The sequence below is a fragment of the Burkholderia oklahomensis C6786 genome (assembly GCF_000959365.1).
In the GTDB taxonomy this organism is placed as follows: Bacteria; Pseudomonadota; Gammaproteobacteria; order Burkholderiales; family Burkholderiaceae; genus Burkholderia; species Burkholderia oklahomensis.
Window position 1 is genome coordinate 2,206,605 of the sequence record NZ_CP009556.1, and the last position, 23,272, is coordinate 2,229,876.

Sequence of the window (23,272 nt, forward strand, 5' to 3'; positions counted from 1 at the left end):
ATGCGGCGGCCCGGTCGATCACTTCGCGTCCCGCTTGCACGGCTGCGGGAAGAACTTCAGTTCGTGGCCGACGCGCAGCGCGTACACGATGTTGTCGTTGTCGAGGAACGCGACCCGCGCGCCCGTCGGCACGTCGCACGGCGATTTCTCGTACATTTCGAGGTGGTAGACCGACTTCTCGGCGGTGTCCGTCATGAAACGGTCGTAATCGCCGAGCATCCGTTTCGCGCAGAACATCACGACGCCGGCAAAAATCGAAAAGCCGACCAGCCGGAAAATACCCGTGATCCACGGATACGCACTCTCGTCCCGCTTCAGCAGCCCGGCCGAAAAGAACGCCTTGGCCCCCGCGTCCATCACGAAAAAGAACAATCCGTAAATCGGCAGGAACAGTACGGACGCCGCATACAGCGTCATCAGAATCAGCAGCGCGATGAACGGGATCGACAGGATCGCGACGAAGATTTCGGTATGAGGGAATTTCGACGGATCGACGCCCGCGACGTCGTTGATCCGCTGATTCGCGAGCGCGATCGCGAAATTGGTGAGGCCCGTGAACGCGAGCAGCAACAGCCCCTTTCCGATGTGCGTCGCATAGATCCGCTTGTACAGCGTCAACGCGTCATAGACCATCCCGCCGAACCAGAAGACGAGCGCGAGCATCAGCAGACCGATGAAATTCCACGCATGGTGAAGCGGATACGTCGCGAAGAACAGCAGCACGGCGAGCACGCAATTCAGGTAGAGCTTCTGTCCCGTGTCGAGCTGCTTGTAAATGCGTTGCAGCGCCGTGAAGGCCTTGTGCAGGCGGGGCATTCGCACGTCGGCCGGGGCGGCCGCTTGCGCTTGCGCTTGCGCGGGTGCGGGTGCGGGCGGCGTCGCGGTCGACGTTGCCGGATCCGGCGTGCCCGCCGTGCCGGCCGACATCGATGCGGTTGCGATCGCCGGTCGAGGTTGCGACGCACAAGTCCGCTCGAGTTGCACTCGATCGACGGGCGCCGCCCTCTTTGCAACCGGCGCGGTTGCAACCCCATCGTGCAAATGCTTTGCATCGCGCTTCGATGTGACGGCTTGCGAAGCGTGTTTGGATTCGCGCGCGCCGGGCTTGCGAAGCGCATCGTTCTTCTTTTGAAATTCGGCCGGTTTGCTGTTTTGTTTATGCATTTCGTTCAAGTCATCGCTGACATTTTTTCGCGACGCGCTCAAGTCGAACGACAGCGCCTGTTTCCCGCCGCACGTCGCGCATCTCGGAACGGCCGCGGATTATAAGGCTGCCGACGGCGTCGAGCGCAATCGCATGGCATCCTCGATCGAATCGATATTTGTCTTCGACGCCGCTGCGGGAAAATCGAAATGCGAAGGGCCGCTCGTCGCGCGCACGGTATCCGTGAGTCCGAATCCCGGCGATCGCCTCCCTTGCTTTGCGGACATTTTTGAAGACGCGCATAGTATCGATTCCATCATTCCCGCCCCGTTTTGCGATGAAGACCTCCAACGCGCCCGCCCTTTCCACCGCCATCGTCCGCGACGCCGCCGAGCGCGACCTCGAAGCGATCCAGGCGATCTACGCGCATCACGTGCTGACCGGCGTCGCGTCGTTCGAGGAAACGCCGCCGTCCGTCGCCGATCTGCGCGCGCGACGCGAAGCGGTGCTGCGGCACGGCCTGCCGTATCTCGTCGCCGAACTGGACGGCGCCGTCGCGGGCTACGCGTACGCGACGCCGTACCGGCCGCGCAGCGCCTATCGCTACGCAATCGAGGATTCGATCTACGTGAACGACGCGTACCGCGGCCGCGGCATCGGCCGCGTGCTGCTCGCCGCGCTGATCGAGCGTTGCGAAGCGGGGCCGTGGCGGCAGATGATCGCGGTCGTCGCGGACGGCGGCAGCGGCGGCTCGACGTCGCTGCATCGCGCGCTCGGCTTCGAGCCGGTCGGCACGCTGCGCGCCGTAGGCTTCAAGCACGGCCGCTGGATCGACACCGCGCTGATGCAGCGTGTGCTCGGAGACGGCGCACAAATGCCGCCCTCCGACGCCAACGCCTCGCACTGAAGCGCTCGGTCGCGCTAAAATCGTTGCATGCCGAAATCGAACCCAACCACTCCCGCCGACGCTGCCCCGGACGCGTCGACGTTGAACGAATACACGGTCGACGAGCTCGCGCGCGTGTCGGACACGACGGTGCGCAACGTACGCGCATATCAGGATCGCGGCCTGCTTGCACCGCCGCGCAAACGCGGCCGCGTCGGCATCTACGACGACACGCACGTCGCCCGCCTGAAGGTCATCAATCATCTGCTCGCGCGCGGCTACACGCTGTCGAACATCCAGGACCTGATCAAGGCGATCGACGACGGCCACGATCTGCGCTCGATCCTCGGCCTCGAAAACGCGATCGGCGGCCGCTGGTCGAGCGAGCGTCCGCAAACCTTCTCGCTCGCTCAGTTGATCCAGATGTTCGGCCCGCAAACGCCCGCGTCGCTCGGGCGCGTCGCCGAGCTCGGTCTACTCGAGCGGCGCGGTGTGTCGTTCATCGCGAAGAGCCCGGCGCTCATCGAAGCCGCGGCCGCGATGGTGCGCGAAGGCATCCCGGCGCGCGAACTGCTCGACGCGATCAGCATCACGCGGCCGTATTTCGATGCGATCGCACGCGTGCTCGTCGAACTCGTCGTGCACCGCCTCGATCGCTACGACGAAGGCTCGCTGCCGCCGCCGACCGACGTGCCGGCGCTCGTCGACGCGATCTGGCGGCTGCGTCCGCTCTCGTCGGTGTTCGTCGAGGGCGAGATGAACCGGGCGCTCGAAGCCGCGTCGAGCGCATATTTGGGCGGCCGTGTCGCGACGATCCTCGACAAGAAGCTGAGCTCCCAGGCGGCGCGCGACGCCGAATCCGAGCTCGAACGAACCGCGGCGAAGGACGCCCCGAAGAAACCTTAGGCGCGCACGCGTCATATTGATATCGGCAATGCTTGGTTCGCACCGGCAACCGCCCGTGCGACGATTTCCCGACCCGAGCGGCGTGCGCGCCGCTCGTTTCGTTCAACGTCGTGGAGATTGCCGATGATTCGCCCTGCCCGCTGGATTCCCCGAACCGTAGCCGCCGCGCTCGCGTCGCTCGCCGCCGTCGCCGCCTTCGCGCAAGACGACGCGGGCGGCAGGGTGCTGCGCGTTGGCTATCAGAAAGCGGGGCTGCTCGCGGTCGTCAAGGCGCAGGGCTCGCTCGAGACGCGCGTGAAGCGGCTCGGCTACACGGTCAAATGGTTCGAGTTCCCGGCCGGCCCGCAACTGCTCGAAGCGCTCAACGCGGACAGCATCGACATCGGCTACACGGGCGCGCCGCCCGCCGTGTTCGCGCAGGCGAGCGGCGTGCGCTTCGTCTACGTCGGCGCGGAGCCGCCGTCGCCGCACAACGAGGCGATCGTCGTGAAGGCCGATTCGCCGCTCAAGACCGTCGCCGACCTGAGAGGCAAGAAAGTCGCGCTGCAGAAGGGATCGAGCGCGAATTACCTGTTGCTGAAGGCGCTGCAGAAGGCCGGCGTGCGCTACGACGAGATTCGCCCGATCTATCTGCCGCCCGCCGACGCGCGCGCCGCGTTCGAGAGCGGCAACGTCGACGCGTGGGTCGTCTGGGATCCGTACTACGCGGCCGCGCAGCAGGCGCTGAAGGCGCGCACGCTCGCCGACTACACGGGCCTGCCTTCCGCATACAACTTCTACGAAGCGACGCGCGACTTCGCGACCCGGCATCCGGACGTCGTCGGCGCGGTGCTCCAGCAGTTGCGCGAAACCGGCCAGTGGGTCAACGCGCATCCCGCCGAAACCGCCGCATTGATCGCGCCGAAGATCGGCCTCGATCAGCCGCTCGTCGAAACCTGGGTGAAGCGCGTGCCGTACGGCGCGACGCCGCTCGACGGAAAGATCGTCGCGTCGCAACAGGGCGTCGCCGACGCGTTTCACGCAGCGAAGCTGATCCCGCAGAAGCTGACCGTCAGCGACAACGTCTGGACCGACCGGAACGCCGCCGCCGCGCTCGCGGCAAAATAGGCGCGGCGCCTCGCCCGCAGGCCCGGTTAGAAGAATTCGTCCGTCCCCGATAACGTCTTCTTGCCGATAATGGACGACCGTGCGGATGCCGTGCGTCGCCCGCGACGCCGACCGCGCGCCCGATAACGAGCTGCGTGCGAGGAGACCGCCCGACCGTGTTGTCCAACCTGCCCCCGCGCGCGCGCGGCTTCTGGCTTGCCGCCGCGCTTGCCGCGCTGCTGTACGGGCTGTCGCTCGGCCAAGCGCCCTATTCCGGCCAGCCTGCCGCGAAAGCCGCGCTCGGCGCGCTGCTGTTCCTTGCCGCATTGCAGCATCCGAACGCGCGCGAGCGCGCGTGGCTCGGCGCCGCACTCGCCGCGTCGGTGCTCGGCGACGTGCTGCTCGCGCTTTCCGAATGGCCGCCGTCGTTCGTCGCCGGCCTCGGCGCGTTCCTGCTCGCGCACCTCGCGTACTGCGCGCTGTTCGCGCCGTGGCGCGCCGCGCCGCGCGGACTGCGCGCCGTCGCGCTCGTCGCACTGTGGCTCGCCGCCCCCGCGCTCTACGCCGCGTTCTTTCCCCATCTCGCCGCGCTCGCCGCGCCGGTCGCCGTCTACATCGCCGTGCTCGTCGCGATGGCAAGCCTCGCACTGTGCGCCCGCACGCCCGGCCCGCAGGTCGCGCTCGGCGCGCTCGTGTTCGTCACGTCCGACGCGCTGATCGGCATCGATCGTTTTCTCGGCGCGTTTTCAGGCGTCGATTATTTCATCTGGGGTTTTTATGCCATCGCGCAATTGATCATTGCGTTCGGCGTGCTGCGTCGCAAATCAAATTAATCGAATCCGCGTCGCAATCCTTAATCTGTTGGGGATTACATGCGATTTTGCGATGCAGCATGACGATTCCCCGCGCCATCGCGCTTTCTCCCGCGCAAGCCCATTCTACGGGCGTCGGCATCCGTTGAATCCCGCGCTTAGAGGGCTGTGTCTACCCGGCTTGCGGTTTCGGCGCTCTCGATCTATGGTTACATCAATCAATGTAACAGTAAAAAATGAGCCCAAATGGAGACGCTTGGATGAACGCGCGCAATATGTCTTTCGGTCCGCTCGGCAACACAAACCACGAAGAAACCATCGACATCGCCATCATCGGCACCGGTTTTTCCGGGCTCGGCATGGCGATTCGCCTCCGGCAAACCGGCAACCAGGACTTCGCGGTGTTCGAGAAGGCGAACTCGGTCGGCGGCACCTGGCGCGACAACCACTACCCCGGTTGCGCGTGCGACGTCCAGTCGCATGTCTATTCGTTCTCGTTCGCGCCGAATCCGCGCTGGACGCGCATGTTCGCGCCACAGCCGGAAATCCGCGCGTACATGGAAGACTGCGTGCAGCGCTTCAACGTCGGCTCGCATCTGCGCTTCAACCACGAGCTCTCCAACGCGACTTACGACGAGACCGCGCATCGCTGGCGCCTGACGTTCGCGAACGGCAAGCGCGTGTGCGCGCGTGTGCTCGTATCCGGCATGGGCGGGCTGTCGCGCGCCGCGTATCCGAACATCCCCGGCGTCGAGACGTTCAAGGGCGAAGCGTTCCACTCGCAGAACTGGAATCACGACTATCCGCTCGAGGGCAAGCGCGTCGCCGTGATCGGCACGGGCGCGAGCGCGATCCAGTTCGTCCCGCAGATTGCGCCGCGCGTCGCGAACCTTGCGCTCTTCCAGCGCACGCCGCCGTGGATCATGCCGAAGCCGGACCGCCCGGTCAGCGGCTTCGAGCAATGGCTGTTCCGCAATCTGCCGTTCACGCAGAAGCTGATGCGCGGCGGCCTGTACTGGATGCTCGAATCGCGCGTGCTCGGCTTCGCGATCCATCCGTCGACGATGAAGCTCGTGCAGAAGCTCGCGCTGCGCCACATCGGCAAGCAGATCTCCGAGCCGGAGCTGCGCGCCGCGGTGACGCCCGACTACACGATCGGCTGCAAGCGGATCCTGATGTCGAACGACTATTACCCCGCGCTCACGCGCAAGAACGTCGACGTCGTCACGACGGGCATCGAGCGGATCGAGGAAGACGCGGTGATCACGACGGACGGCAAGCGCCATGAAGTCGACTGCCTGATCTACGGCACGGGCTTCCAGATCAACAACCCGTTCCCGCGCGGCACGATCGTCGGCCGCGGCGGCGTCGACGTCGTCGACGCATGGCGCGACGGCCTGCACGCGTACCTCGGCGCGACCGTCCCCGGCTATCCGAACTGGTTCATCCTGATGGGACCGAACACGGGTCTCGGCCACAACTCGATGGTCTACATGATCGAGTCGCAGATCGAATACGTGCTCGGCGCATTGAAGGCGATGCGCACCGAGCGCGCGGAGGCGATCGAAGTGCGTCCGCTCGTCGAGCTCGAATACAACAACCGCATCCAGAACAAGCTGAAGAGCGCGGTCTGGTCGACGGGCGGCTGCAACAGCTGGTATCTCGATCCGCGCACCGGCAAGAACACGACGCTGTGGCCGACCTTCACATGGCGCTTCCGGCAGGAAACCGCGTTCTTCTCGATGGCGGACTACCACGCGTACTACGCGAACCCGCGTCAAAACACGCAGCCGGCGCCGGCGCTGCCGAGCGCCGTCGTCGCGGCGAGCTCCGCCGAGACGACCGCCTGAGCCCAGACACTACACGAGCCTACGACATGAAATCCTTTTCCAACAAAGTCGCTGCAATCACGGGCGCCGGTTCGGGCATGGGCCGCTCGCTCGCGGTGCAGCTCTCGCAACAGCATTGTCACGTCGCGCTCGCCGACAAGAACGCGGTCGGCCTCGCCGAGACCGAGCGGATCGTCCGCGCGCTCGCGCCGTCGGTGCGCGTGACGACCTGCGTGCTCGACGTCGGCGACCGCGCCGCGATGCATGCATGGGCCGACGAAACGGCCGCCGCGCACGGCCGCGTGAACCTCGTCTTCAACAACGCGGGCGTCGCGCTGTCGAGCACGATCGACGGGATGGAATACAGCGATCTCGAGTGGATCGTGAACATCAACTTCTGGGGCGTCGTCCACGGGACGAAAGCGTTCCTGCCGTACCTGAAGGCATCCGGCGAAGGCCACATCGTCAACACGTCGAGCATCTTCGGGATCTTCGCGCAGCCGGGCATGAGCGGCTACAACGCGACGAAGTACGCGGTGCGCGGCTTCACCGAGTCGCTGCGCCAGGAGCTCGACCTGATGAAGTGCGGCGTGTCGGCGACCTGCGTGCATCCGGGCGGCATCCGCACGAACATCGCGCAATCGGCGCGGCTCGCGCAGAACATGGTCGGCTTCATGGTCGAGAGCGAGCAGCAGGGCAAGGCGGACTTCGAGAAGTTCTTCATCACGACGGCCGACGAAGCGGCGCACGCGATCCTGCTGGGCGTGCGCAAGAACAAGCGCCGCGTGCTGATCGGCCGCGACGCGCACGGCGCCGACTGGCTCGCGCGCACGCTGCCCGCCGCGTATCAGTCGCTCGTCGTGCTCGCGACGAAGCTGCAGAGCGCCCGCGCGCGCCGCCGCGCGGGCCGCGCGACGCCGGCGCCGGTGCCAGTGCCCGCAACGTACAACAACGCAGGCAACCAGGGAGGAGAGCAATCATGACGACACCGCATTTGTTGCCGGTCCGGCGCGACATCCGCTTCGCGCTGCCCCCCGATCGCGTGCACGACTGGCACGTCCAGGGCACGCCCGTCACGCACTTCATGAACGCGCTGTCGCTGCTGTTCCCGGCGGGCGAGCGCTTCTTCATGGACTCGGTGCGCAACTATCGCGACGAGATCCACGATCCCGAGCTGAAGAAGCAGGTCGCGGGCTTCATCGGCCAGGAAGCGATGCATACGCGCGAGCACATCGAGTACAACGATCTGCTGCAATCGGCCGGCCTGCCCGCGCACAAGCTCGACAAGCGCTTGTGGGCGCTGCTCGGCTGGGGCAAGAAGGTGCTGCCGAATTCGATGCAGCTCGCGATCACGATCGCGCTCGAGCACTACACGGCGATCCTCGCGAATCTGCTGCTGACGGGCCACGAGCATCGGATCGACGGCTCGGTCGAGGGCTACAAGCAGGTATGGATGTGGCACGCGATGGAAGAGACCGAGCACAAGGCGGTCTCGTACGACGTGTGGAACACCGTGATGAAGCCGGGTGTGAAGACCTATCTGCTGCGCACCGGCACGATGCTGCTGACGACGCTGATCTTCTGGACAGTCGTGTTCGACTTCCACGTGCGCCTGATGTTCGCGCACCGGATGCGCCACGGCAAGCTGAAGGGGATGTGGCGGCTCGTCAAGTACCTGTACAGCCCGAAGAACGGCGTGTTCCCGAGCATCGCGCTCGAATGGCTCGACTATTTCCGGCCGGGCTTCCATCCGTGGGATCACGACAACCGGCAGTACCTGCAGGGCATCGACACGCTGCTCGCGAACATCGAAGCCGCGAACGAGCGCTATGCCGACCAGGCCGCGCCGCGCCGCGTGCCGCTTCATTCGTCGCCCGCGCAGCAGCACGCGTAAGCGAACAAGCGATGGCGTCCGTCCGCGACACGCTGACGGTCCGCTCGGGCGACGTGCGCCTTGCCGTCTACCTGAGCGGGCCGCGCAACGCCCCGCCCGTGATCCTCGTGCACGGCTATCCGGATTCGGCGCGCGTGTGGGAGCGCGTGCGCGAGCATCTCGACAAGCGCTTTCGCGTGATCGCGTACGACGTGCGCGGCGCGGGCGCATCGGACGCGCCGAAGCGCCGCGCCGACTACAAGCTGCCCGTGCTCGCGCGGGATCTGCTCGCCGTCGCCGATGCGACGTGCGGCAACCGGCCGTTTCACCTCGTCGGCCACGACTGGGGTTCGATTCAATGCTGGGAAGCGGCGACCGATCCGTCGATCGCGGGCCGGCTCGCGTCATACACGTCGATTTCGGGGCCGTGCCTCGACCACGTGTTTCGCGCGCCGCTCAATCTGAAGCAGACGCTGAAATCGTGGTACGTCGCGTTCTTCCATCTGCCGCTCGTCCCCGAGCTCGCGTGGCGCCTGGGCGGCGCGAAGCTGTGGCCGCTGTGGCTGCGCAAGACCGAGCGGATCGTCGTCGACGCCGATCCGGATCAATTGCGCAACGGACTGAACGGCCTCAAGCTCTACCGTGCGAATTTCATCGAGCGCGCCCGTCGGCCGCGCGAACGCTACGCGCAGGCGCCGGTGCAGATCATCGTGCCGCGCTACGACCGGTACGTGACGCCCGCCCTCACCCGCAACCTCGACCGCTGGCTCGGCGCCCACCGGCGCGACGAGATCGCCGCGTCGCACTGGACGGTGATCCGCGACGCGGCGCTGATCGCCGCGCGGATCGGCCGGTTCGCGGCCGCGCACGAGCCGAGGCGGCAGGCGATCGCGGCCGGCGCGAAATCCGGCGGCCAGCAACGGACGAGACAGCGCGCGAATCAGCATGCATCGGGCGGCAAGCGTTTGAGAAGCGTTTCGTAGCCGATCGCGAGTCCGTCCTGATCCGATCGTCTTCGCGCCGCCCGGCGAGGTCGCCGCCGAGGTTTTCGCAACGACACGGATCCGGCTCGATGCGCCGCTACGCCGTCCTCGCGCGCGCCGAGTCGCCGGATCGCGGATCGGGGCAGGGTCGACTGCGATCGGCGCTGCCGCTTCGCATTCGCGTGACGTCCGATGCACTGCGCGTATCTGCGCCCTCCTCGTTCGCTGCCATTCGAGCGATTGCGCACCGTGCGACATCCGCCGATCGCGCAAGTAGCCGACGAACGCCCGAACCTTCGGCGACGCCACCCGCCCGCGCGGAAACAGCGCATTGAAGTTCTGCGCCGGTTCGCTCCAGTCGCGCAATACCCGCCGCAACCGGCCGGCCTCGAGGTCGGCCTCCTACACCGCCTGACCCGATGCGGCCGGCACCGCCCCCGTCGTTCGTCAGCCGCGCTCGTCGACGCCATAGATCAGCGAGTGATGCGCGCCCGCTGCCGCCATCACGCCCGCGGCGGCCGCCAACGTCGCATTCGCCATCGGCCGCGCGACATCCCCTGCGGCGAACACGCCGGGCACCGACGTCTGCTGTCGCTCGTCGACGGCGAGATAAGGCCCTGTCGGACCGTCGTTGAAGAGGCAGGCGAGCCGCTCGGGCAGATCGCACGCCGGCACGGTTCGGGGCGCAATGAACAGGCCGGAGAGTTCCGCCGTCCTGCCGTCGGCGAGGCGGACCGCTTCGAGCGCGGGCGCGGCGCCGACGAGCGCCGCGACCGGCGTTTGCTCGACCGTCACGCCGCGAGCCGACAGCATCGCCAACTGGTCTCGCGTGGGGACGAACGCGCGCTGAGTAAACAGCGTGGTCGGCCCCCAATCCGATACCAGCATCGCCTGATGCACGGCCTGCTCGCTGCTCGCCAGCACGCCCATCGGACGCCGATCCAGTTCGTAGCCGTGGCAATACGGACAATGCAGGACGCTGATGCCCCAGCGCTCTTGCAGACCGGGCAGCGCAGGCAGGATGTCCCGAACGCCCGTCGCCAGGATCAGGCGCTTGCCCAGCGCCTGCCGGCCGTCAGCCAGCGAAACGCGAAACCCGTCACCGGCGGCCGCGGCGTCGGCCGCATCGCCTTCATCGAATTGGACCGTCGGATACGCGGCGAGCTGCCGGGCCGCGGCGGCGATCATCGCGAACGGCGCCTGCCCGTCCTGCCCGAGAAAACCGTGGGACGCCCGCGCAAAGCGATTGCGAGGCCGCTTCGCGTCGATGAGCAAGACATTGCGTCTGGCGCGGGCCAGTTGCAGGGCCGCCGCCTGCCCGGCGAAGCCGCCTCCGACGATGACGACATCGAAAATCATGAGCGTTGTCTCCTTAATGTACTTTTTAAAGTTACGAGACATCACGACGTTTGTCAAATCAAAGCACTCGCATTGTTGCGTGAGCGACGGGGTGGTAGATTTCGGTGTGATTCGAAAGGAATTCAAACGATGCCACGCGACAACCGCCTGTCCCGCATGCTCCACGTGCTGATCCACATGGATCGGCACGTCGAGCGCGCCACATCCGACGCGATCGCGAAGATGCTCGGCACGAACCCCGTCGTCGTGCGCCGGATGATGGCCGGACTGCGGGACCAGGGCTACGTCAGATCGGAAAAAGGCCACGGCGGCGGCTGGGAGCTCGTTTGCGACCTGGATGCGATTACGCTGCTCGACGTGTACCGCGCCATCGGCCAACCGCCGCTGTTCAGCATCGGCCCCCATGCCGATCAGCCCGATTGTCTCGTCGAGAAAGCCGTCGATGCGCGTATGGCCGAAGCGCTGGACGAAGCCGAAACCTTGCTGCTGGCTCGTTTTGGAGCCATCACCGTCGGCGATCTGACAAGGGACTTCGAAAAGAGGCTCGCCAATCACCAGGCCGGGAAACGGGGGAATTGCGCTGCGGCGTAGCAGCGTCGCACGCCGGCGTTCGAACAGCCGAATGGTTTGAACCATCTCACGTTGGCCGAAGGTCGCCGAGTTCGGCGCGGCCCTCCTGCGCAGACGGGCCGCGCCCGGGCCGCTGCGCTCAGCGCGCGTCGACCGGCAAACGCCTGAAAAGCGCTTCGTAATCGATGACGAGTCCGTCGCGATCGACTTCCAGTTGCGCGGTGAAGCCGCTCGCGACGCTTTCGTAGCGATAGATGCGATCCGGCTCGATGCATCGATACGCCTGCTGCATGCGGCTGACGGTCAGATCCGGGATCGATAGATAAACGACGTCGATCGGTCGCCGCTCATCGCGCGCAAGCCCGAGGCGGCGGATCGGCAGCGTGTTCGTGTATGGGGTCGCGGCGATGTCGACGTCGATGCATCCGTCGAGCGCCGCCAGCGGCTCGTCCGCCGCGTTGCGCCAGCGGCCTTCGCCGTCGCCGCGCAACTCGAACGTGGCGCCGCCCATCACCTTGACGATCAAGTGCTTCGCGCGCCAGCGCTCGTCGCAAGCGACGCGATAGGCAAGACCGTAAGCGAGCCCACCGTTCCGTCCGACGACCACGCTCTCGGCGACACTGCCGCGCGCGTGCCGCTCGAACGCCAGATACTCGATTCCGTCGTGTTCGAGCGACGCCCAGCGCACTTCTCGCATCATTCCGCTCCGCCGTCGTCTCCGTTCGATTCCGATCGTCATGCACGCGAGCATCGTCGATGCACGCATGCGGCCGTCATCACGAGAACCTCGTGCCGCTCGGCGGAGCCAGCCGCGAGCGGTTCGCGGGGCGCTACCGCATCACGCAGTCTCGCGGCATTGCCGCGCGCACCGGCTCAGCCGGCGTCCTCACTGCGCCGACCGCACCGGGGGCCGCCCTCCACAACGCGCGCACCGATGCCACTTTAGGTCGTCGCGCCGCCGTCGCGCCGTTCGGCGTCAGCCGCCGTTTCGTCGGCGCGCGCCACCGCCCGCGCGTACAGCGCCGCCGCATCGAATCCGCTCAAATCGAGCCCGAAGCGCTCGCGCAGGCACGCCGCCCATGCGTCGACGTCCGACAGCCGGGTCGTTTGCGCCGCACCCTCCGTGGTGCGCAACGTCAGCGCATCGTTGAAAAGCAGCGCGCGTGCGTCGGGCAGGATCCGGCACACGACGAGATCATGCGTGAAGAACGAGTCGGGATGACTCGACGTATACCAGTTCGCGACCTCGTAATCGATCCACTCGACGGGCTTCAGCGAAAAGCGATACAGCGGATGCCAGCCGTTCGGCGTCTCGCACTCGATTTCCAGCTCGCCCGCGACGGGCGCGTCGACGACGCGATACATGCCGTGCGGCGTCGACTGCGCGTCGTTCAGGTCGTAGCGCAGCGGCGCGGTCAGCGTCGTCGAGCCGAAGCCGACGTCGGCAAACCACGTCGCGCCGTCCAGGTCGATGCGCAGCAGCATGTGCGTCTGCGGGGTCGACTCTTCGGGCGGACGCTGCCAGCGCACGCGCGCGATCAGCGGCGTCACGCGAAAGCCGAGCTGCACGAGCACCGTGTAGAAGAGCTTGTTCTGCTCGAAGCAATAACCGCCGCGCCGCCGCTCGACCAGCTTGTCGACCACCGACTCGAGGTCGAGCGCGACGCGCGCGCCGGTGTACGGATTGAGGTTCTCGAACGGAATCGACTGCGGATGCAGCGCCTGCAGCCGGCGAAGGACGTCGAGCGTCGGCGCCGCCGTTCCGTGATAACCGATGCGGGCGAAATAACGGGAAAGATCGACTGCGTCGCGCATGTGGGCAATCCGATGGTAACGAAACGCGTCACCATAGCATCACGCGGATAACCCCACTCGACGCAAGGACAAGCGCGCCGGCCGTCGCGGCGGCGCGTCGGCGAAGCGCGTTACGGCAGCAGCTTGAGTGCCGCGGAGGCGACGGACGGCACCGAGATCCCATGGCTCGCCGCGAACTGCACGGCCGCGCTGAGCGTGCCGCCGATCGACTGGAGCTGGTTCGGCGCGTTCTGTGCGATGTACGACGCCGCCTTCAGGTTGTTCGGGTCCAGACCCGCCTGCAGCAACGACGCGGGATTCGACGCACCCAGGCTCCCGAGCCCCGATTGCAGTTGCGAATACTGCGTGACGCCTTCGCCGAGCGACGTCAGGCCCCGGGTGAACGCCGCCTTGTCGACGCCCGCGCCCGGCGCGGCGCCGTTCGCGCCGCCCGATGCGAACGCCTGCGTCAACGCCTGCGCAACCGACTGCTGCGCGCCGCCGACTTGCGACAACGCACCGGGCGTCAGCGCACTCGCGCCTCCGTTCGTCAACAGGCCTGCCGCGTGCTGCGCCTGCCCGGCCGCGCCCGTGAGCCCCATCGCCGACGCGAGGCTCGCCTGTCCCGCGAGCACCTGCTGGTTCGCGCCGACGTACGACTGCAGCATTTGCGACATGCCGGATGCGCCGGACGCGCTCGCCTGCTGTGACGCGCCGCCGCCGAGCAGCGACGCACCGAGGCTTTGCAGATCGACCTGCGCGAACGCGGCGCCGCTCGCGAGCGCACCGCCCGCGCAACAGACGAGCGCCACGCGCTTCGCGAAGCGATTGATCGTTTTCATCGAATCTCCCTGTGAATCCTGCCGAGCAGAATTGTCGAGGCGAGCGTGCGACGAATGCAATCACGGATACATATCGAAACGTATTGACAGGCTTCGCGGCGGGTACCCGTGCGGCGAGACAGGGATTCGGCCGAACACGCCGCGTGGCGTGACGGGCCGACGCTCGCCGGCGTTGCGGTTGCAACCGGCAGCGGAATCGGCGGGCGGAATCGGCGCACCGCGCGAGGTGACGGCGGCTTTGTCTCGAGCACGGCATCGCGCGCGACAACGCCAACGCTCTTCAACACTTAATTAATTTTCAATACCACCGGATATCCTATTCAATTCTTCATCTACTTATGCCTCAAATCACTCGAATCAGGCACTATAAAAAACGTCGATAGATTAATTGACCATCCTCTAAAAATTACCTAGGTTAACCATGTCAATTTCTTGAAAATTTTATTATGCATCCCTCAACAATCGATGCCGGAATCATCGCAGCAAAGCTCTACAACGAGGTCTCTCACCACCCGCCCCTATGGATGATCGATCTGTACGCGGCGACGCTCGTCCCGAAAATCGGCTTCGCGAAGACAGGGGAGGAAATCAAGAAAACGCAAAAAGACTTTCTCGAATCGAGAAAAGCGATCATTGCCGCATTGGCAACGTATCAATCCCATTCCGATTGATCCGCATTGAAATTGAACGCGACTCGTCATGACCGGCGGCCGGTGACGCAGCGCCGCCGGCCGCCGGTTCCGGACAGGCGCCGAGCATGACGCCCATATCTACAAACGCCGTCAGGCCCGGCGCAGCGCTCGCTCAGGAATGCTGACTGCACCGGGCCGATCGTTCGCGGCTCCGTCGCCGCTCGCGCGTTATTCGCTCGCAGCGAGGCCGGATCGGCGAAACGCGTTGTCGAGATCCGCGATCAGATCCTCCTCGTGCTCGAGGCCGATCGACACGCGAATCAACCCTTCCGACACGCCCGCCGCCCTGCGCGCCTCTTGCGGAACACCCGAATGCGTCGTCGACGCCGGATGGCAGATCAGCGACTCGGTGCCACCCAGGCTCACCGCCGACTTGAATAGATGCAGCGCGTTGATGAAGCGGAACGCTTCGGCGCGGCCGCCGTTCAGCACGAACGCGAACGTCGAGCCTGCGCCCTCGCATTGCCGCTTGTAGACGGCCTGATAGGCATCGTCGACGATCAGCTCCGGGTGATACACGTCGACCTTCTGATACGGATTCGTCGCCAGCCACTTCGCGACCGCCGATGCCGTGCGCGCCGCCTGCTTCATTCGCAGCACGACCGTCTCCATCGAGCGAATCAGCATCCACGACGAATGCGGATCGAGTTGCGAACCGAATGCGCTGCGCACCGCACGCACTTTCGCGACGAGATCCCTGCGGCCCGTCACGCCGCCGGCGACGAGGTCGCTATGGCCGCCGACGTACTTGGTCAGCGAGTACACCGACATGTCGACGCCGTGCTCGCTCGGCTTCTGGAAGATCGGCCCGAGCAGCGTGTTGTCGCACACCGAAATCGGGCGATAGCCGTGACGCGCCTCGAATGCGTCGAGCTCGCGTCGCATCCCGTCGAGATCGATCAGCGCGTTGGTCGGGTTCGCCGGCGTCTCGACGTAGCAAAGCCGCACCGGTCCCTGCTGCGCGGCGGCTTCGAGCGCCGCGCCGATCGACTGCGGCGACAGGCCGTCCTCGATCGGATGCGCGGTCACGCCCCATTCGCGGAAGAACTTCGCGATCAGCGTTTCGGTGCCGCCGTACAGCGGCACCGATTGCACCAGTTGATCGCCGGGCCGCAGGAACGCGAGAAAGATCGCGCTGATCGCCGACATCCCGCTCGATGTGACGACGGCCGCCTCGGAGCCGTCGAGCAGCGCGAGGCGGTCCTCGACGATCTCGAGATTCGGATGATTGAAGCGGCTGTAGACGAGGCCCGCCGCCTCGCCCTGCGGAAGCGGCTTGCGGCCCGACACGACGTCGAAGAAATCGGCGCCGTCCTCCGCCGAGCGGAACGCGAACGTCGATGTCAGGAACACCGGCGGCTTCACCGCACCCTCGGACAGGAACGGATCGAATCCGTACGACATCATCTGCGTTTCCGGATGCAACGGACGGCCGTCGATGTCCTTCTTGTGATAGCTCGAATACGTCATGCGGTGGCTCCTGTTTACGATGGATGCGATTCGATTCGCCGGCGCGCGGTAAGCCGTGCGCCGCGTCGATCGCCAATCGGCTCAGTGTAAGAAAGCTAGCAGGAAATATGCTTTCCATTTCATTCGTGCACGCCCCTATAATGAAAAGAATATTTCTTCCTTCATTTCCCTCATAAAAAAAATGGCGATCGGCATGAAGCTGGACGAAACAGATCTGAAGATTCTGAAGATCCTGCAGGAGAACGGACGCCTCAGCAACGCGGAGCTGGCCGATCGCGTGGCGCTGTCCGCGGCGCCGTGCTGGAAGCGTCTGCGCCGGCTCGAAGCAGACGGCTTCATCTCAGGTTATCAGGCGATCCTCGATCGGCGTGCGCTCGGCTACGAGATCGTCGCATTCGTCAACATTTCGCTCGACAGCCATACCGAAAAAACCTGCCGAGCGTTCGAAGCAGGCGTGATGGCAATGCCGGAAGTGGTCGCGTGCCATAACACGACCGGGCAGCACGACTATCTCGTGCAAATCGTCGCGAAGAATTTCGATACGTTCTCGAGCTTCGTATTGAATCGGCTCCGGTCGCTGCCGGGCGTCAAGGAACTGCTCAGCACGATTTCGATGCGCGAATTGAAATCGACGAGCCGGCTGCCGGCGAGTGAATTGAGGATCGCGAAGTGAGCCGGCTCGATAGTTCAGCATGCCAAAAGAATTGACGGCATAGTTCCAATGCGCATCCACGCGACTTCGGCGCGCCGACCGCCTCGAGCATCTCGGCGGTCGATCGGAGCGACCCGCGTATGGCCGATCAGCCGCGCCCGTCATGCGCCGCCGCGTCTACTCGATTCGAGCGCCGGGTAACGCGGGCCGGCGCGCATTCACCCAGTCCCGCTCCATTTCGTACGCACGCGCGAGTTGCAGCACCGCGAAATCGTCGCGCGGCCGGCCGATCAGCTGCATGCCCATCGGCAGCCCCGCCGCGTTGAATCCGACCGGCACGCTGATCACCGGACAGCCGGCGAGCGTCCACGGCACGACCGTCTCCATCCAGCGGTGATAAGTATCCATCGTGCGTCCCGCGATCGCTTGCGGCCAGCGGAGGCCGACGTCGAACGGAAAGACCTGTGCGGTCGGCGCGGCAATGTAGTCGTAGCGCTCGAAGAACGTCGTCAGCGCGTGGTACCACGCGCTGCGCGCGGCGCTCGCGTCGTAGACGTCGGACGCGCCGAGCTTGAACAAGCCCTCCACCTCGTAGATCGCTTCCGGCTGCAGCAATGCGCGCCGCGACGGGTCGCGGTAATGCATCAGCAGATTTCCGCCCGACAGCAGATGCCGGTGCACGAGCCAGGTCTGCCAGATCCGCTCCGGAGAAAACGACGGCAGCGCCGCATCGACATCGCAGCCGATCGCGCGCAGCGCGTCGAAGCTCGCCTCGCACAGCGCCAGCACGCCGGGCTCCATCGCGAGATAGCCGTTCCAGTCGCCGACCCACGCGATCCGCTTGCCGCGCAGATCGGCATCGAGCGATTGCGCGAAGCGCTGCGGATCTTCGGCGAGCGACAGCGGATCGCGCCGGTCGTAGCCCGCCTGGATCGCGAGCAGCAGCGCGACGTCGACGACCGTGCGCCCCATCGGCCCTTCGGTGCCGAGTTGCTGGACGAACACGTCGACGCTCGGCCAACGCGGCACGCGCCCTTGCGACGGTCGAAAGCCGTACACGTTGCAGAACGCGGCCGGATTGCGCAGCGAGCCGCCGAAATCGCTGCCGTCGGCGACGGGCAGCATCCGCGCGGCGAGCGCCGCCGCCGCGCCGCCGCTGCTGCCGCCCGCGCTTTTCGACAGGTCGTACGGATTGTGCGTCGCACCATAGACCTCGTTGAACGTATGCGAGCCCAGCCCGAACGCCGGCGTGTTCGTCTTCCCGACGAACACCGCTCCCGCCGCGCGCATCCGCTCGACGACGAGCGCGTCGGCCGACGGCCTCATCGTGCGGAAGATCGGCGAGCCGAGCGTCGTCACGATGTCCTTCGTCATCGCGAGATCCTTCGGCGCCTGCGGGATGCCATGCAGCCAGCCTGCATATTCGCCGCGCGCGAGCGCCGCGTCTTTCTGCGCGGCTTCGGCGAGCAGCGCATCGGGTTCGCGCAGCGCGACGATCGCGTTGACGTCGCCGTTCACGCGCTCGATGTGAGCGAGATACGCGCGCATTGTCTCGACGCACGACACGTCCTTGCGCCGGATCGCCGCGGCGAGCGCATGCGCGGGCATGTCGACGAGCGGATCGAGAGGATCGAGAGGATCGAGGGGCGCGGCGGGCGGGCGGGAAGACGGGGAAATGCCTGCGGACATACGGGTCTCCGTGTGGGTCGGTGGATACGTCGGCGGCAATGCGTGCGACGGCGTCGCGACAGCGCCGCCTTCGCCGGATGCGGACGATTATATAAACGCCTCGGATCCCGCTGCGCGGCGACCCGGCTCCGGGTGCGACCCGCTGCATCGCGGCAATTCCTCCGGACGATTCGGATAACGATCCAATTGACGATGCGCCGAATCCGCGCGCCGGCGCTACGATAGGCGGACGAAGCGAGAAGTCCCGCCTCGCGCTGTCGCGTTCAACACGGGGCTCCGGAAGCCCGGCTCGCTCCGAAGCGGAACACTGTCGAAGGCGCGAATCCGTCCCGGCCGAACCCTGTCCCTTTATGCGCATAAATTTATATTTCTTGTATTTTTTATAGCGCGACGACGTGCCGGACGTTTACAACATTTTTACGCCGCCCCCAAATTTCTTTAGGCCATGCCGACGGCGACAGGACTAGCCTACTGTCACCGCGTTACCGAACAGGTTTTCTCATGCTCAAACTCCTGGTCCCCGTCGGTCACTCGCAGCGTTCGCTGCAGGCCGTGCGGCACGCCGCCTTTCTGTATCACGAGCGATGTGCGTCCGAAGTCGTGCTGATCAACGTGCAGCCCCCTCTCGAATCCACCCGCCTCGAAGCCTTCCATTCGCTCGCGAAGCTCCGCCAGATCGAGCATGATTTCTCGGAAGGCGAACTCGCCCAAGCCATCGGCATCCTCAAAGACGCTCACGTCAAATATTCGGTCGCGATGAAAGTCGGCCCGATCGCCGACACGATCGCCGCCTGCGCGGCGGAGAACGGCTGCGACGAGATCGTCGTCGTCGCGCCGCGCCGCGATCCGCTCCACGCGCTCGCCCATTTTTTCCACCGCAGCATCCTCGACCGCCTCGTACGCATCGCGAACGTGCCTGTTACCGCCGTGCGCTAGCTAGTCGGCGCGCCGATTCGCGCACGAATCGGCCGTGGCGCCGATCGGCCGCACGCGGCGAGCTTTCGGCGCCGCCAGCGTACCGACGCACGCCGGCATCGCACCCCGTCGCGGCGGGCCTAGCGCCGCTCGCCTGCGACGTCGATCCTGACGCGTCGATCCGGCGCGAGACACGCGATCGCTTCGGACGAACGGCCGGCGGGACACCCGGCGCTCACCGGATCGGCCTTGCCGAGCCCTTGCGCGACGATCAGATCGCCCGGCAAGCCGCGCGTCGTCAGGTAAGAGCGAATCGTTTCAGCCCGGGCGAGCGACAGTTGGCGGTTGTATTCATCCGTGCCGAGCCGATCGGTATAGCCGGTGACCCGAACCGAGCGGATGTGCTGGTATTGCTGCTGCAGCGTGGCCGCGATCCGGTCCAGCTCCGCGCGCCCGCTCGGCAGCAGATCGCGCAGCGCCGATTTGTCGAACGGAAACAGCAGGTGGTAATCGAGCGTGAACTGCTTCACATTGTCGCTCGGCGCCGTCTGCACCGTGGGCGCCGGCTTCGGGCCGTCGGCGAGCGCCTTGCACGCCGGCTCCTTCCAGTACGTCGATTTCACGCGATAGTGATCGTCATACTGGATCTGGTATTGGCACGTCACGACGCCGCTCGGCCCCGGACCCGTGCGGAAATTGAACACGTAGTTCCACACGTGCACGCCGAAGATCCCCTCGCTGAAATGCGGCTCGCCGATCAGCGCATAGACCTGGTTCTTGTCGAGACCGGGACCGATCTGCCGCAGATTCTCGACATTCACGAACGCGCCCTCCTTCAGCCATGCGCTGTCGCGCGCCGGGAACCCGACCGACCCGTCCGGCGCGGTGGTCGGCGCCATTCCGCATCCCGCCAGCAGCGCCCCGCAAAATCCGGCCGCCGCCACATATTTCGATATCCTGTTCATTTTCATATTGGATTCCTTATCGTCCGGACGGCCGGCACGAGACCGGCCGTCATGCGCGACTCGCCTCACCACTGATAGCCCGCCCCGAGCACCGCGCCGGTACCGCCGCGCGTGCTGGTCGTGAGCGAGCCCTTGTACAGCCACTTGCCGTTCTCGGAGATCGTCGATACGCCGAGCGCGAAGCCTTGCTGCCCCTGCCACGTCGAGCCCGCGATCGCCACCATGCTCTTGCCCGGCGCGGTAGGCTGCGGCAATCCGGCCACGGCCATCGCCGCGGCCACGCCGCCGTTCATCTCGCGCCGCAGATGATCGACCTTCTGATCCGTGTACTGATTCGCCTGACCGACCGCATTGCCGATGCCGTTGTTCAACTGGTTCACGTTCACCGCATCGGTGCCGTTGACGCCCGGCGCGACATTGGAGATCGTCCGCTCGTTGCCGACCGAGCCGACCGACACCGTGTTCGGCGCGGTCGCGACCGAATGGGCGCCGAGTGCCACCGAGTTGTTGCCGGCAGCCGACGCGCCGTCGCCGAGCGCGACGCTGTTCGTGCCGGACGCGACACTGCCGCTGCCCGCGGCGGTCGAACCGATGCCGCTCGCGACGGGCGCCGTATAGGTCGACGGATTGCCCGTGATCCACTGGCCCGACACGGTTTGCCCGGTGTTATTGCCGTTGTTCCCGTTGTTGCCCGAGTTCGACCCGTTCGTGATGTTCCGGATCGACTGGTTCAGCTGCGCAATCGCGCCTTGCAACTGGCCGACGTTCACCGCGTCCGTCGCCTGCGTGCCCGCCGCGACGTTGGTGATCTGACGCAGCGATCCTTCAAGGCCGACCGATACCGCGCCGAGCGCGGTCGTGAAGCTGCTGCCCGTGATCGGATCCGTGTAGGTGCCGGCCGCGCGATTCGCGACCGAACCGGCGCCGAGCGCCACGCCGCCCGCCGTGTTGACGGACGCGTTCGCGCCGAGTGCGAGCGATCGTCCGCCCGCCGCCTGCGCGCCGCTGCCGAGCGCGACGTCGCCGGCAATCGCGGGATTGCCGCTCACGCCCGCCGATGCGTTCGCGCCCTCGGCGATCGAGTCCTGACCGTAGGCGACGGCAGCCGGCCCGACCGCGACGCTATCGGCGCCCGCCGCCGTGGAATCGGGCGCGGCCGAATTCGCGTGGAAGTACTTGATCCCGCCGCCGTTCACCGCGTTGTCGATGGTGCTCGCGACCGCATACAGCTGGCTGCCGTTGACGGCATCCGTCGAGGTCGACGTGATGCGCCCCGCCGCCACGTTCGTGATCTGGCGCTCGGCGCCCGGCGCGCCGACGCTCACGACGCTCGTCGGATTCGCGCCGGCGAAGCCGGACAGCGTCAGCTGGCCGCCGGACGTCGTGGTGATCGTCGCGCTGCTGGTCGGGTTGGCCGCCGCCACCGTCGTGCCGTTGCCGAGCGCCACGGAGCCGTCGAGACCCGAGCCGATCGTCACGTTGTTGCCGAGCACGAATGCGTTGTTCGCGTTGATCGTGTTGTTGTTGCCGAACGAATACGAGCCCGTGCCCGTGACCGTCGACGGATCGCCGAACGCGCCCGCGTTCGCGCCCGACACGACGTTGCCCGTGCCGATGCTGATCGACTGACTGCCGGTCGCCTGGGCGCCGGAGCCGATCGCAATCGCGTTGACGCCGCTTGCGCTCGCATAGCCGGACAGCGCGGTCGCATTGTTGACGCTCGTCGCGCCGCCGATCGCGACCGATCCTTGAGCCGTCGCCTCGGCGCCGCCGCCCACCGCGACCGCGCCCGCCCCCGATGCCTTCGAATAGGCACCGAGCGCGTTCGCATAATAGGCGGACGACGCAGCGCCCTCGCCCAGCGCCACGGCGCCGCTCGCCGTGGCCGACGAGTAGCCGCCGAATGCGTTCGGCGCGGACACGTGCAGCGGGTCGCTGTTGTCGCCCTGTGCGAACGCGCCGGAGCCGATCGCGATCGTGCCGATGTCTTCGCGGCCGGGTATCGACTGCCCCGTGTCCTTCAGCGCCTGCGCGTTCGTGCCGATCGCCAGGCTGAAGTCCGGCAGCGCTCTCGCGCTGGCGCCGATCGCGGTTCCGCCGTCGCCCGCCGCTTCCGAATAGACGCCGAGCGCGGTGCCGAGGCGGCCGGTCGCCGCGGCGTGATCGCCGTGGGCCGAGCCGCCCTCGCCGTTCGCGTAGGCGTAGTTGCCGACCGCCGTGCCGTACAGCAGCGAGCCCGGACTGAAAGCCGGGTTATAAAACGCCCATGGGCCGGTATTGCCGCCGGGGCCGGCGTACGCGTTATAGCCCGCCGCATAGCTGACCTGCGCGGCGGCGTCGGTGGCCATCGCGCCCAACGCCGCGGCCACCGACAGCGACATCAGGCCGAGCTTCGCCGACGAAATGCGCGACGCTCGGGAAGCCGCAGCGCCTGCGTCGACGCGAGCCGCCGTCGAGCCCCTGCTTCCATTCGACCCGGCAAATTCAGATACCGCAATCAATTGGCCTCGCACCCGGCTCCAGACAACATTGTAGATTTTGTTCACTCAATATCCCCTGAGAATTCAATTCGCACGGGTCGTCAGCAGGGTAGGTATCCGATCGCCCAGTCCGCCGGACTGGCGCCATCGAAAACGGAATCACGCATTGCGATTAAAATGCAAAAATCATTTATATGATTCCCGGTGCATCAATCTCGAACCCCGATCACGCCTCGCAGGCAGGGATATTAATAACTTTCCACCTCGCCACTTCCCAAATAATCAAAAACAGTAATCCATCGAACACTGGAGAAAGAATTCGAAA

Annotated in this window: 22 protein-coding genes and 1 pseudogene; 13 read left to right on the top strand and 10 right to left on the bottom strand. The window is 66.0% G+C overall.

From position 1 onward, the window contains the following. Positions 1-18: 18 nt before the first annotated feature. Both BG90_RS27455 and BG90_RS35805 read right to left on the bottom strand, forming a co-directional pair. Positions 19-1,164: a hypothetical protein gene (locus BG90_RS27455; protein WP_232288930.1), complete on the bottom strand. Its 1,146-nt coding sequence runs from the start codon at positions 1,162-1,164 to the stop codon at positions 19-21. A 10-nt stretch (positions 1,165-1,174) separates the two neighbouring features. Continuing rightward, the gene (locus BG90_RS35805; RefSeq protein WP_124072334.1) at positions 1,175-1,447 is read right to left on the bottom strand and encodes a hypothetical protein; all 273 of its coding nucleotides are present in this window, start codon (positions 1,445-1,447) and stop codon (positions 1,175-1,177) included. A gap of 34 nt (positions 1,448-1,481) precedes the next feature. Between BG90_RS35805 and BG90_RS27460 the strand changes: the two genes are divergently transcribed. The 8 genes from BG90_RS27460 to BG90_RS27495 all read left to right on the top strand — a co-directional run bounded on the left by BG90_RS27460 (position 1,482) and on the right by BG90_RS27495 (position 9,519). Then, complete coding sequence (locus tag BG90_RS27460) at positions 1,482-2,051, top strand: GNAT family N-acetyltransferase (RefSeq protein WP_010118517.1); 570 nt, start codon at positions 1,482-1,484, stop codon at positions 2,049-2,051. Between the two features lie 27 nt (positions 2,052-2,078). Continuing rightward, the gene (locus BG90_RS27465; RefSeq protein WP_025990201.1) at positions 2,079-2,936 is read left to right on the top strand and encodes a MerR family transcriptional regulator; all 858 of its coding nucleotides are present in this window, start codon (positions 2,079-2,081) and stop codon (positions 2,934-2,936) included. Between the two features lie 123 nt (positions 2,937-3,059). Further along, the gene (locus tag BG90_RS27470; protein WP_010118513.1) at positions 3,060-4,043 is read left to right on the top strand and encodes a sulfonate ABC transporter substrate-binding protein; all 984 of its coding nucleotides are present in this window, start codon (positions 3,060-3,062) and stop codon (positions 4,041-4,043) included. A 155-nt stretch (positions 4,044-4,198) separates the two neighbouring features. Beyond that, positions 4,199-4,855 (top strand): lysoplasmalogenase, encoded by a 657-nt coding sequence (locus tag BG90_RS27475; protein WP_025990200.1) that lies wholly within the window; start codon positions 4,199-4,201, stop codon positions 4,853-4,855. Positions 4,856-5,094: 239 nt separating this feature from the next. Beyond that, positions 5,095-6,684, top strand: a complete 1,590-nt coding sequence (locus BG90_RS27480; RefSeq protein WP_010118510.1) for a flavin-containing monooxygenase — start codon at positions 5,095-5,097, stop codon at positions 6,682-6,684. 26 nt (positions 6,685-6,710) lie between these two features. Beyond that, the gene (locus tag BG90_RS27485) at positions 6,711-7,646 is read left to right on the top strand and encodes an SDR family NAD(P)-dependent oxidoreductase (RefSeq protein ID WP_010118507.1); all 936 of its coding nucleotides are present in this window, start codon (positions 6,711-6,713) and stop codon (positions 7,644-7,646) included. Further along, the gene (locus BG90_RS27490; RefSeq protein WP_010108777.1) at positions 7,643-8,557 is read left to right on the top strand and encodes a metal-dependent hydrolase; all 915 of its coding nucleotides are present in this window, start codon (positions 7,643-7,645) and stop codon (positions 8,555-8,557) included. The genes BG90_RS27485 and BG90_RS27490 overlap by 4 nt, the downstream gene beginning before the upstream one ends. Before the next feature lie 11 nt (positions 8,558-8,568). Next, on the top strand, positions 8,569-9,519 hold the full coding sequence (locus BG90_RS27495; protein WP_010118505.1) for an alpha/beta fold hydrolase: 951 nt from the start codon (positions 8,569-8,571) through the stop codon (positions 9,517-9,519). A 447-nt stretch (positions 9,520-9,966) separates the two neighbouring features. Here BG90_RS27495 and BG90_RS27500 read toward each other — a convergent pair whose 3' ends face one another. Next, positions 9,967-10,878, bottom strand: coding sequence for an NAD(P)/FAD-dependent oxidoreductase (locus BG90_RS27500; RefSeq protein ID WP_010118503.1), 912 nt, complete (start codon positions 10,876-10,878; stop codon positions 9,967-9,969). A 129-nt stretch (positions 10,879-11,007) separates the two neighbouring features. Here BG90_RS27500 and BG90_RS27505 point away from each other — a divergent pair, with 129 nt between their 5' ends. Continuing rightward, entirely contained in the window at positions 11,008-11,469 is a 462-nt protein-coding gene (locus BG90_RS27505) for an Rrf2 family transcriptional regulator (RefSeq protein ID WP_010118501.1), read from the top strand. Between the two features lie 118 nt (positions 11,470-11,587). Here BG90_RS27505 and BG90_RS27510 read toward each other — a convergent pair whose 3' ends face one another. The 3 genes from BG90_RS27510 to BG90_RS27520 form a co-directional block, all read right to left on the bottom strand. Continuing rightward, entirely contained in the window at positions 11,588-12,145 is a 558-nt protein-coding gene (locus BG90_RS27510; RefSeq protein ID WP_025990199.1) for a putative glycolipid-binding domain-containing protein, read from the bottom strand. Between the two features lie 245 nt (positions 12,146-12,390). Continuing rightward, positions 12,391-13,263 (bottom strand): arylamine N-acetyltransferase family protein, encoded by an 873-nt coding sequence (locus BG90_RS27515; protein WP_010118497.1) that lies wholly within the window; start codon positions 13,261-13,263, stop codon positions 12,391-12,393. Positions 13,264-13,373: 110 nt separating this feature from the next. Continuing rightward, positions 13,374-14,084 carry a hypothetical protein gene (locus BG90_RS27520; protein WP_010118496.1) on the bottom strand — a complete coding sequence of 237 codons (711 nt, stop codon included), beginning with the start codon at positions 14,082-14,084 and terminating at the stop codon, positions 13,374-13,376. A 446-nt stretch (positions 14,085-14,530) separates the two neighbouring features. Between BG90_RS27520 and BG90_RS27525 the strand changes: the two genes are divergently transcribed. Beyond that, positions 14,531-14,755, top strand: a complete 225-nt coding sequence (locus tag BG90_RS27525; RefSeq protein WP_010108768.1) for a hypothetical protein — start codon at positions 14,531-14,533, stop codon at positions 14,753-14,755. A gap of 189 nt (positions 14,756-14,944) precedes the next feature. Here the strand turns inward: BG90_RS27525 and BG90_RS27530 are convergent, their stop codons facing one another. Next, positions 14,945-16,246, bottom strand: coding sequence for a cystathionine gamma-synthase family protein (locus BG90_RS27530; protein ID WP_010108767.1), 1,302 nt, complete (start codon positions 16,244-16,246; stop codon positions 14,945-14,947). On the opposite strand from BG90_RS27530, the pseudogene BG90_RS37945 reads away from it, so the two are divergent. Next, positions 16,226-16,422: pseudogene (locus BG90_RS37945) on the top strand (hypothetical protein). The gene BG90_RS27530 and the pseudogene BG90_RS37945 overlap by 21 nt on opposite strands. 17 nt (positions 16,423-16,439) lie before the next feature. After that, entirely contained in the window at positions 16,440-16,919 is a 480-nt protein-coding gene (locus BG90_RS27535) for an Lrp/AsnC family transcriptional regulator (protein ID WP_010118493.1), read from the top strand. Between the two features lie 156 nt (positions 16,920-17,075). Here BG90_RS27535 and BG90_RS27540 read toward each other — a convergent pair whose 3' ends face one another. Next, positions 17,076-18,587, bottom strand: coding sequence for an amidase (locus tag BG90_RS27540; protein WP_045568476.1), 1,512 nt, complete (start codon positions 18,585-18,587; stop codon positions 17,076-17,078). A 501-nt stretch (positions 18,588-19,088) separates the two neighbouring features. On the opposite strand from BG90_RS27540, the gene BG90_RS27545 reads away from it, so the two are divergent. After that, on the top strand, positions 19,089-19,523 hold the full coding sequence (locus tag BG90_RS27545) for a universal stress protein (protein WP_010108764.1): 435 nt from the start codon (positions 19,089-19,091) through the stop codon (positions 19,521-19,523). A 119-nt stretch (positions 19,524-19,642) separates the two neighbouring features. On the opposite strand, the gene BG90_RS27550 is transcribed toward BG90_RS27545, so the two are convergent. Then, positions 19,643-20,473 (bottom strand): OmpA family protein, encoded by an 831-nt coding sequence (locus BG90_RS27550; RefSeq protein ID WP_010118487.1) that lies wholly within the window; start codon positions 20,471-20,473, stop codon positions 19,643-19,645. Positions 20,474-20,532: 59 nt separating this feature from the next. After that, positions 20,533-22,980 (bottom strand): YadA family autotransporter adhesin, encoded by a 2,448-nt coding sequence (locus BG90_RS27555; RefSeq protein WP_025990198.1) that lies wholly within the window; start codon positions 22,978-22,980, stop codon positions 20,533-20,535. Positions 22,981-23,272 lie beyond the last annotated feature (292 nt).

What these genes read in the sequence shown, in the direction of transcription:
- BG90_RS27515 (WP_010118497.1), bottom strand. Translation starts at nt 13,263, where the DNA reads ATGCGCGACGCAGTCGATCTTTCCCGTTATTTCGCCCGCATCGGTTAT.
- BG90_RS27525 (WP_010108768.1), top strand. Translation starts at nt 14,531, where the DNA reads ATGCATCCCTCAACAATCGATGCCGGAATCATCGCAGCAAAGCTCTAC.
- BG90_RS27490 (WP_010108777.1), top strand. Translation starts at nt 7,643, where the DNA reads ATGACGACACCGCATTTGTTGCCGGTCCGGCGCGACATCCGCTTCGCG.
- BG90_RS27480 (WP_010118510.1), top strand. Translation starts at nt 5,095, where the DNA reads ATGAACGCGCGCAATATGTCTTTCGGTCCGCTCGGCAACACAAACCAC.
- BG90_RS27545 (WP_010108764.1), top strand. Translation starts at nt 19,089, where the DNA reads ATGCTCAAACTCCTGGTCCCCGTCGGTCACTCGCAGCGTTCGCTGCAG.
- BG90_RS27535 (WP_010118493.1), top strand. Translation starts at nt 16,440, where the DNA reads ATGAAGCTGGACGAAACAGATCTGAAGATTCTGAAGATCCTGCAGGAG.
- BG90_RS27485 (WP_010118507.1), top strand. Translation starts at nt 6,711, where the DNA reads ATGAAATCCTTTTCCAACAAAGTCGCTGCAATCACGGGCGCCGGTTCG.
- BG90_RS27510 (WP_025990199.1), bottom strand. Translation starts at nt 12,145, where the DNA reads ATGCGAGAAGTGCGCTGGGCGTCGCTCGAACACGACGGAATCGAGTAT.
- BG90_RS27530 (WP_010108767.1), bottom strand. Translation starts at nt 16,246, where the DNA reads ATGACGTATTCGAGCTATCACAAGAAGGACATCGACGGCCGTCCGTTG.
- BG90_RS35805 (WP_124072334.1), bottom strand. Translation starts at nt 1,447, where the DNA reads ATGCGCGTCTTCAAAAATGTCCGCAAAGCAAGGGAGGCGATCGCCGGG.
- BG90_RS27465 (WP_025990201.1), top strand. Translation starts at nt 2,079, where the DNA reads ATGCCGAAATCGAACCCAACCACTCCCGCCGACGCTGCCCCGGACGCG.
- BG90_RS27460 (WP_010118517.1), top strand. Translation starts at nt 1,482, where the DNA reads ATGAAGACCTCCAACGCGCCCGCCCTTTCCACCGCCATCGTCCGCGAC.
- BG90_RS27550 (WP_010118487.1), bottom strand. Translation starts at nt 20,473, where the DNA reads ATGAAAATGAACAGGATATCGAAATATGTGGCGGCGGCCGGATTTTGC.
- BG90_RS27520 (WP_010118496.1), bottom strand. Translation starts at nt 14,084, where the DNA reads ATGAAAACGATCAATCGCTTCGCGAAGCGCGTGGCGCTCGTCTGTTGC.
- BG90_RS27500 (WP_010118503.1), bottom strand. Translation starts at nt 10,878, where the DNA reads ATGATTTTCGATGTCGTCATCGTCGGAGGCGGCTTCGCCGGGCAGGCG.
- BG90_RS27455 (WP_232288930.1), bottom strand. Translation starts at nt 1,164, where the DNA reads ATGCATAAACAAAACAGCAAACCGGCCGAATTTCAAAAGAAGAACGAT.
- BG90_RS27470 (WP_010118513.1), top strand. Translation starts at nt 3,060, where the DNA reads ATGATTCGCCCTGCCCGCTGGATTCCCCGAACCGTAGCCGCCGCGCTC.
- BG90_RS27540 (WP_045568476.1), bottom strand. Translation starts at nt 18,587, where the DNA reads ATGTCCGCAGGCATTTCCCCGTCTTCCCGCCCGCCCGCCGCGCCCCTC.
- BG90_RS27505 (WP_010118501.1), top strand. Translation starts at nt 11,008, where the DNA reads ATGCCACGCGACAACCGCCTGTCCCGCATGCTCCACGTGCTGATCCAC.
- BG90_RS27495 (WP_010118505.1), top strand. Translation starts at nt 8,569, where the DNA reads ATGGCGTCCGTCCGCGACACGCTGACGGTCCGCTCGGGCGACGTGCGC.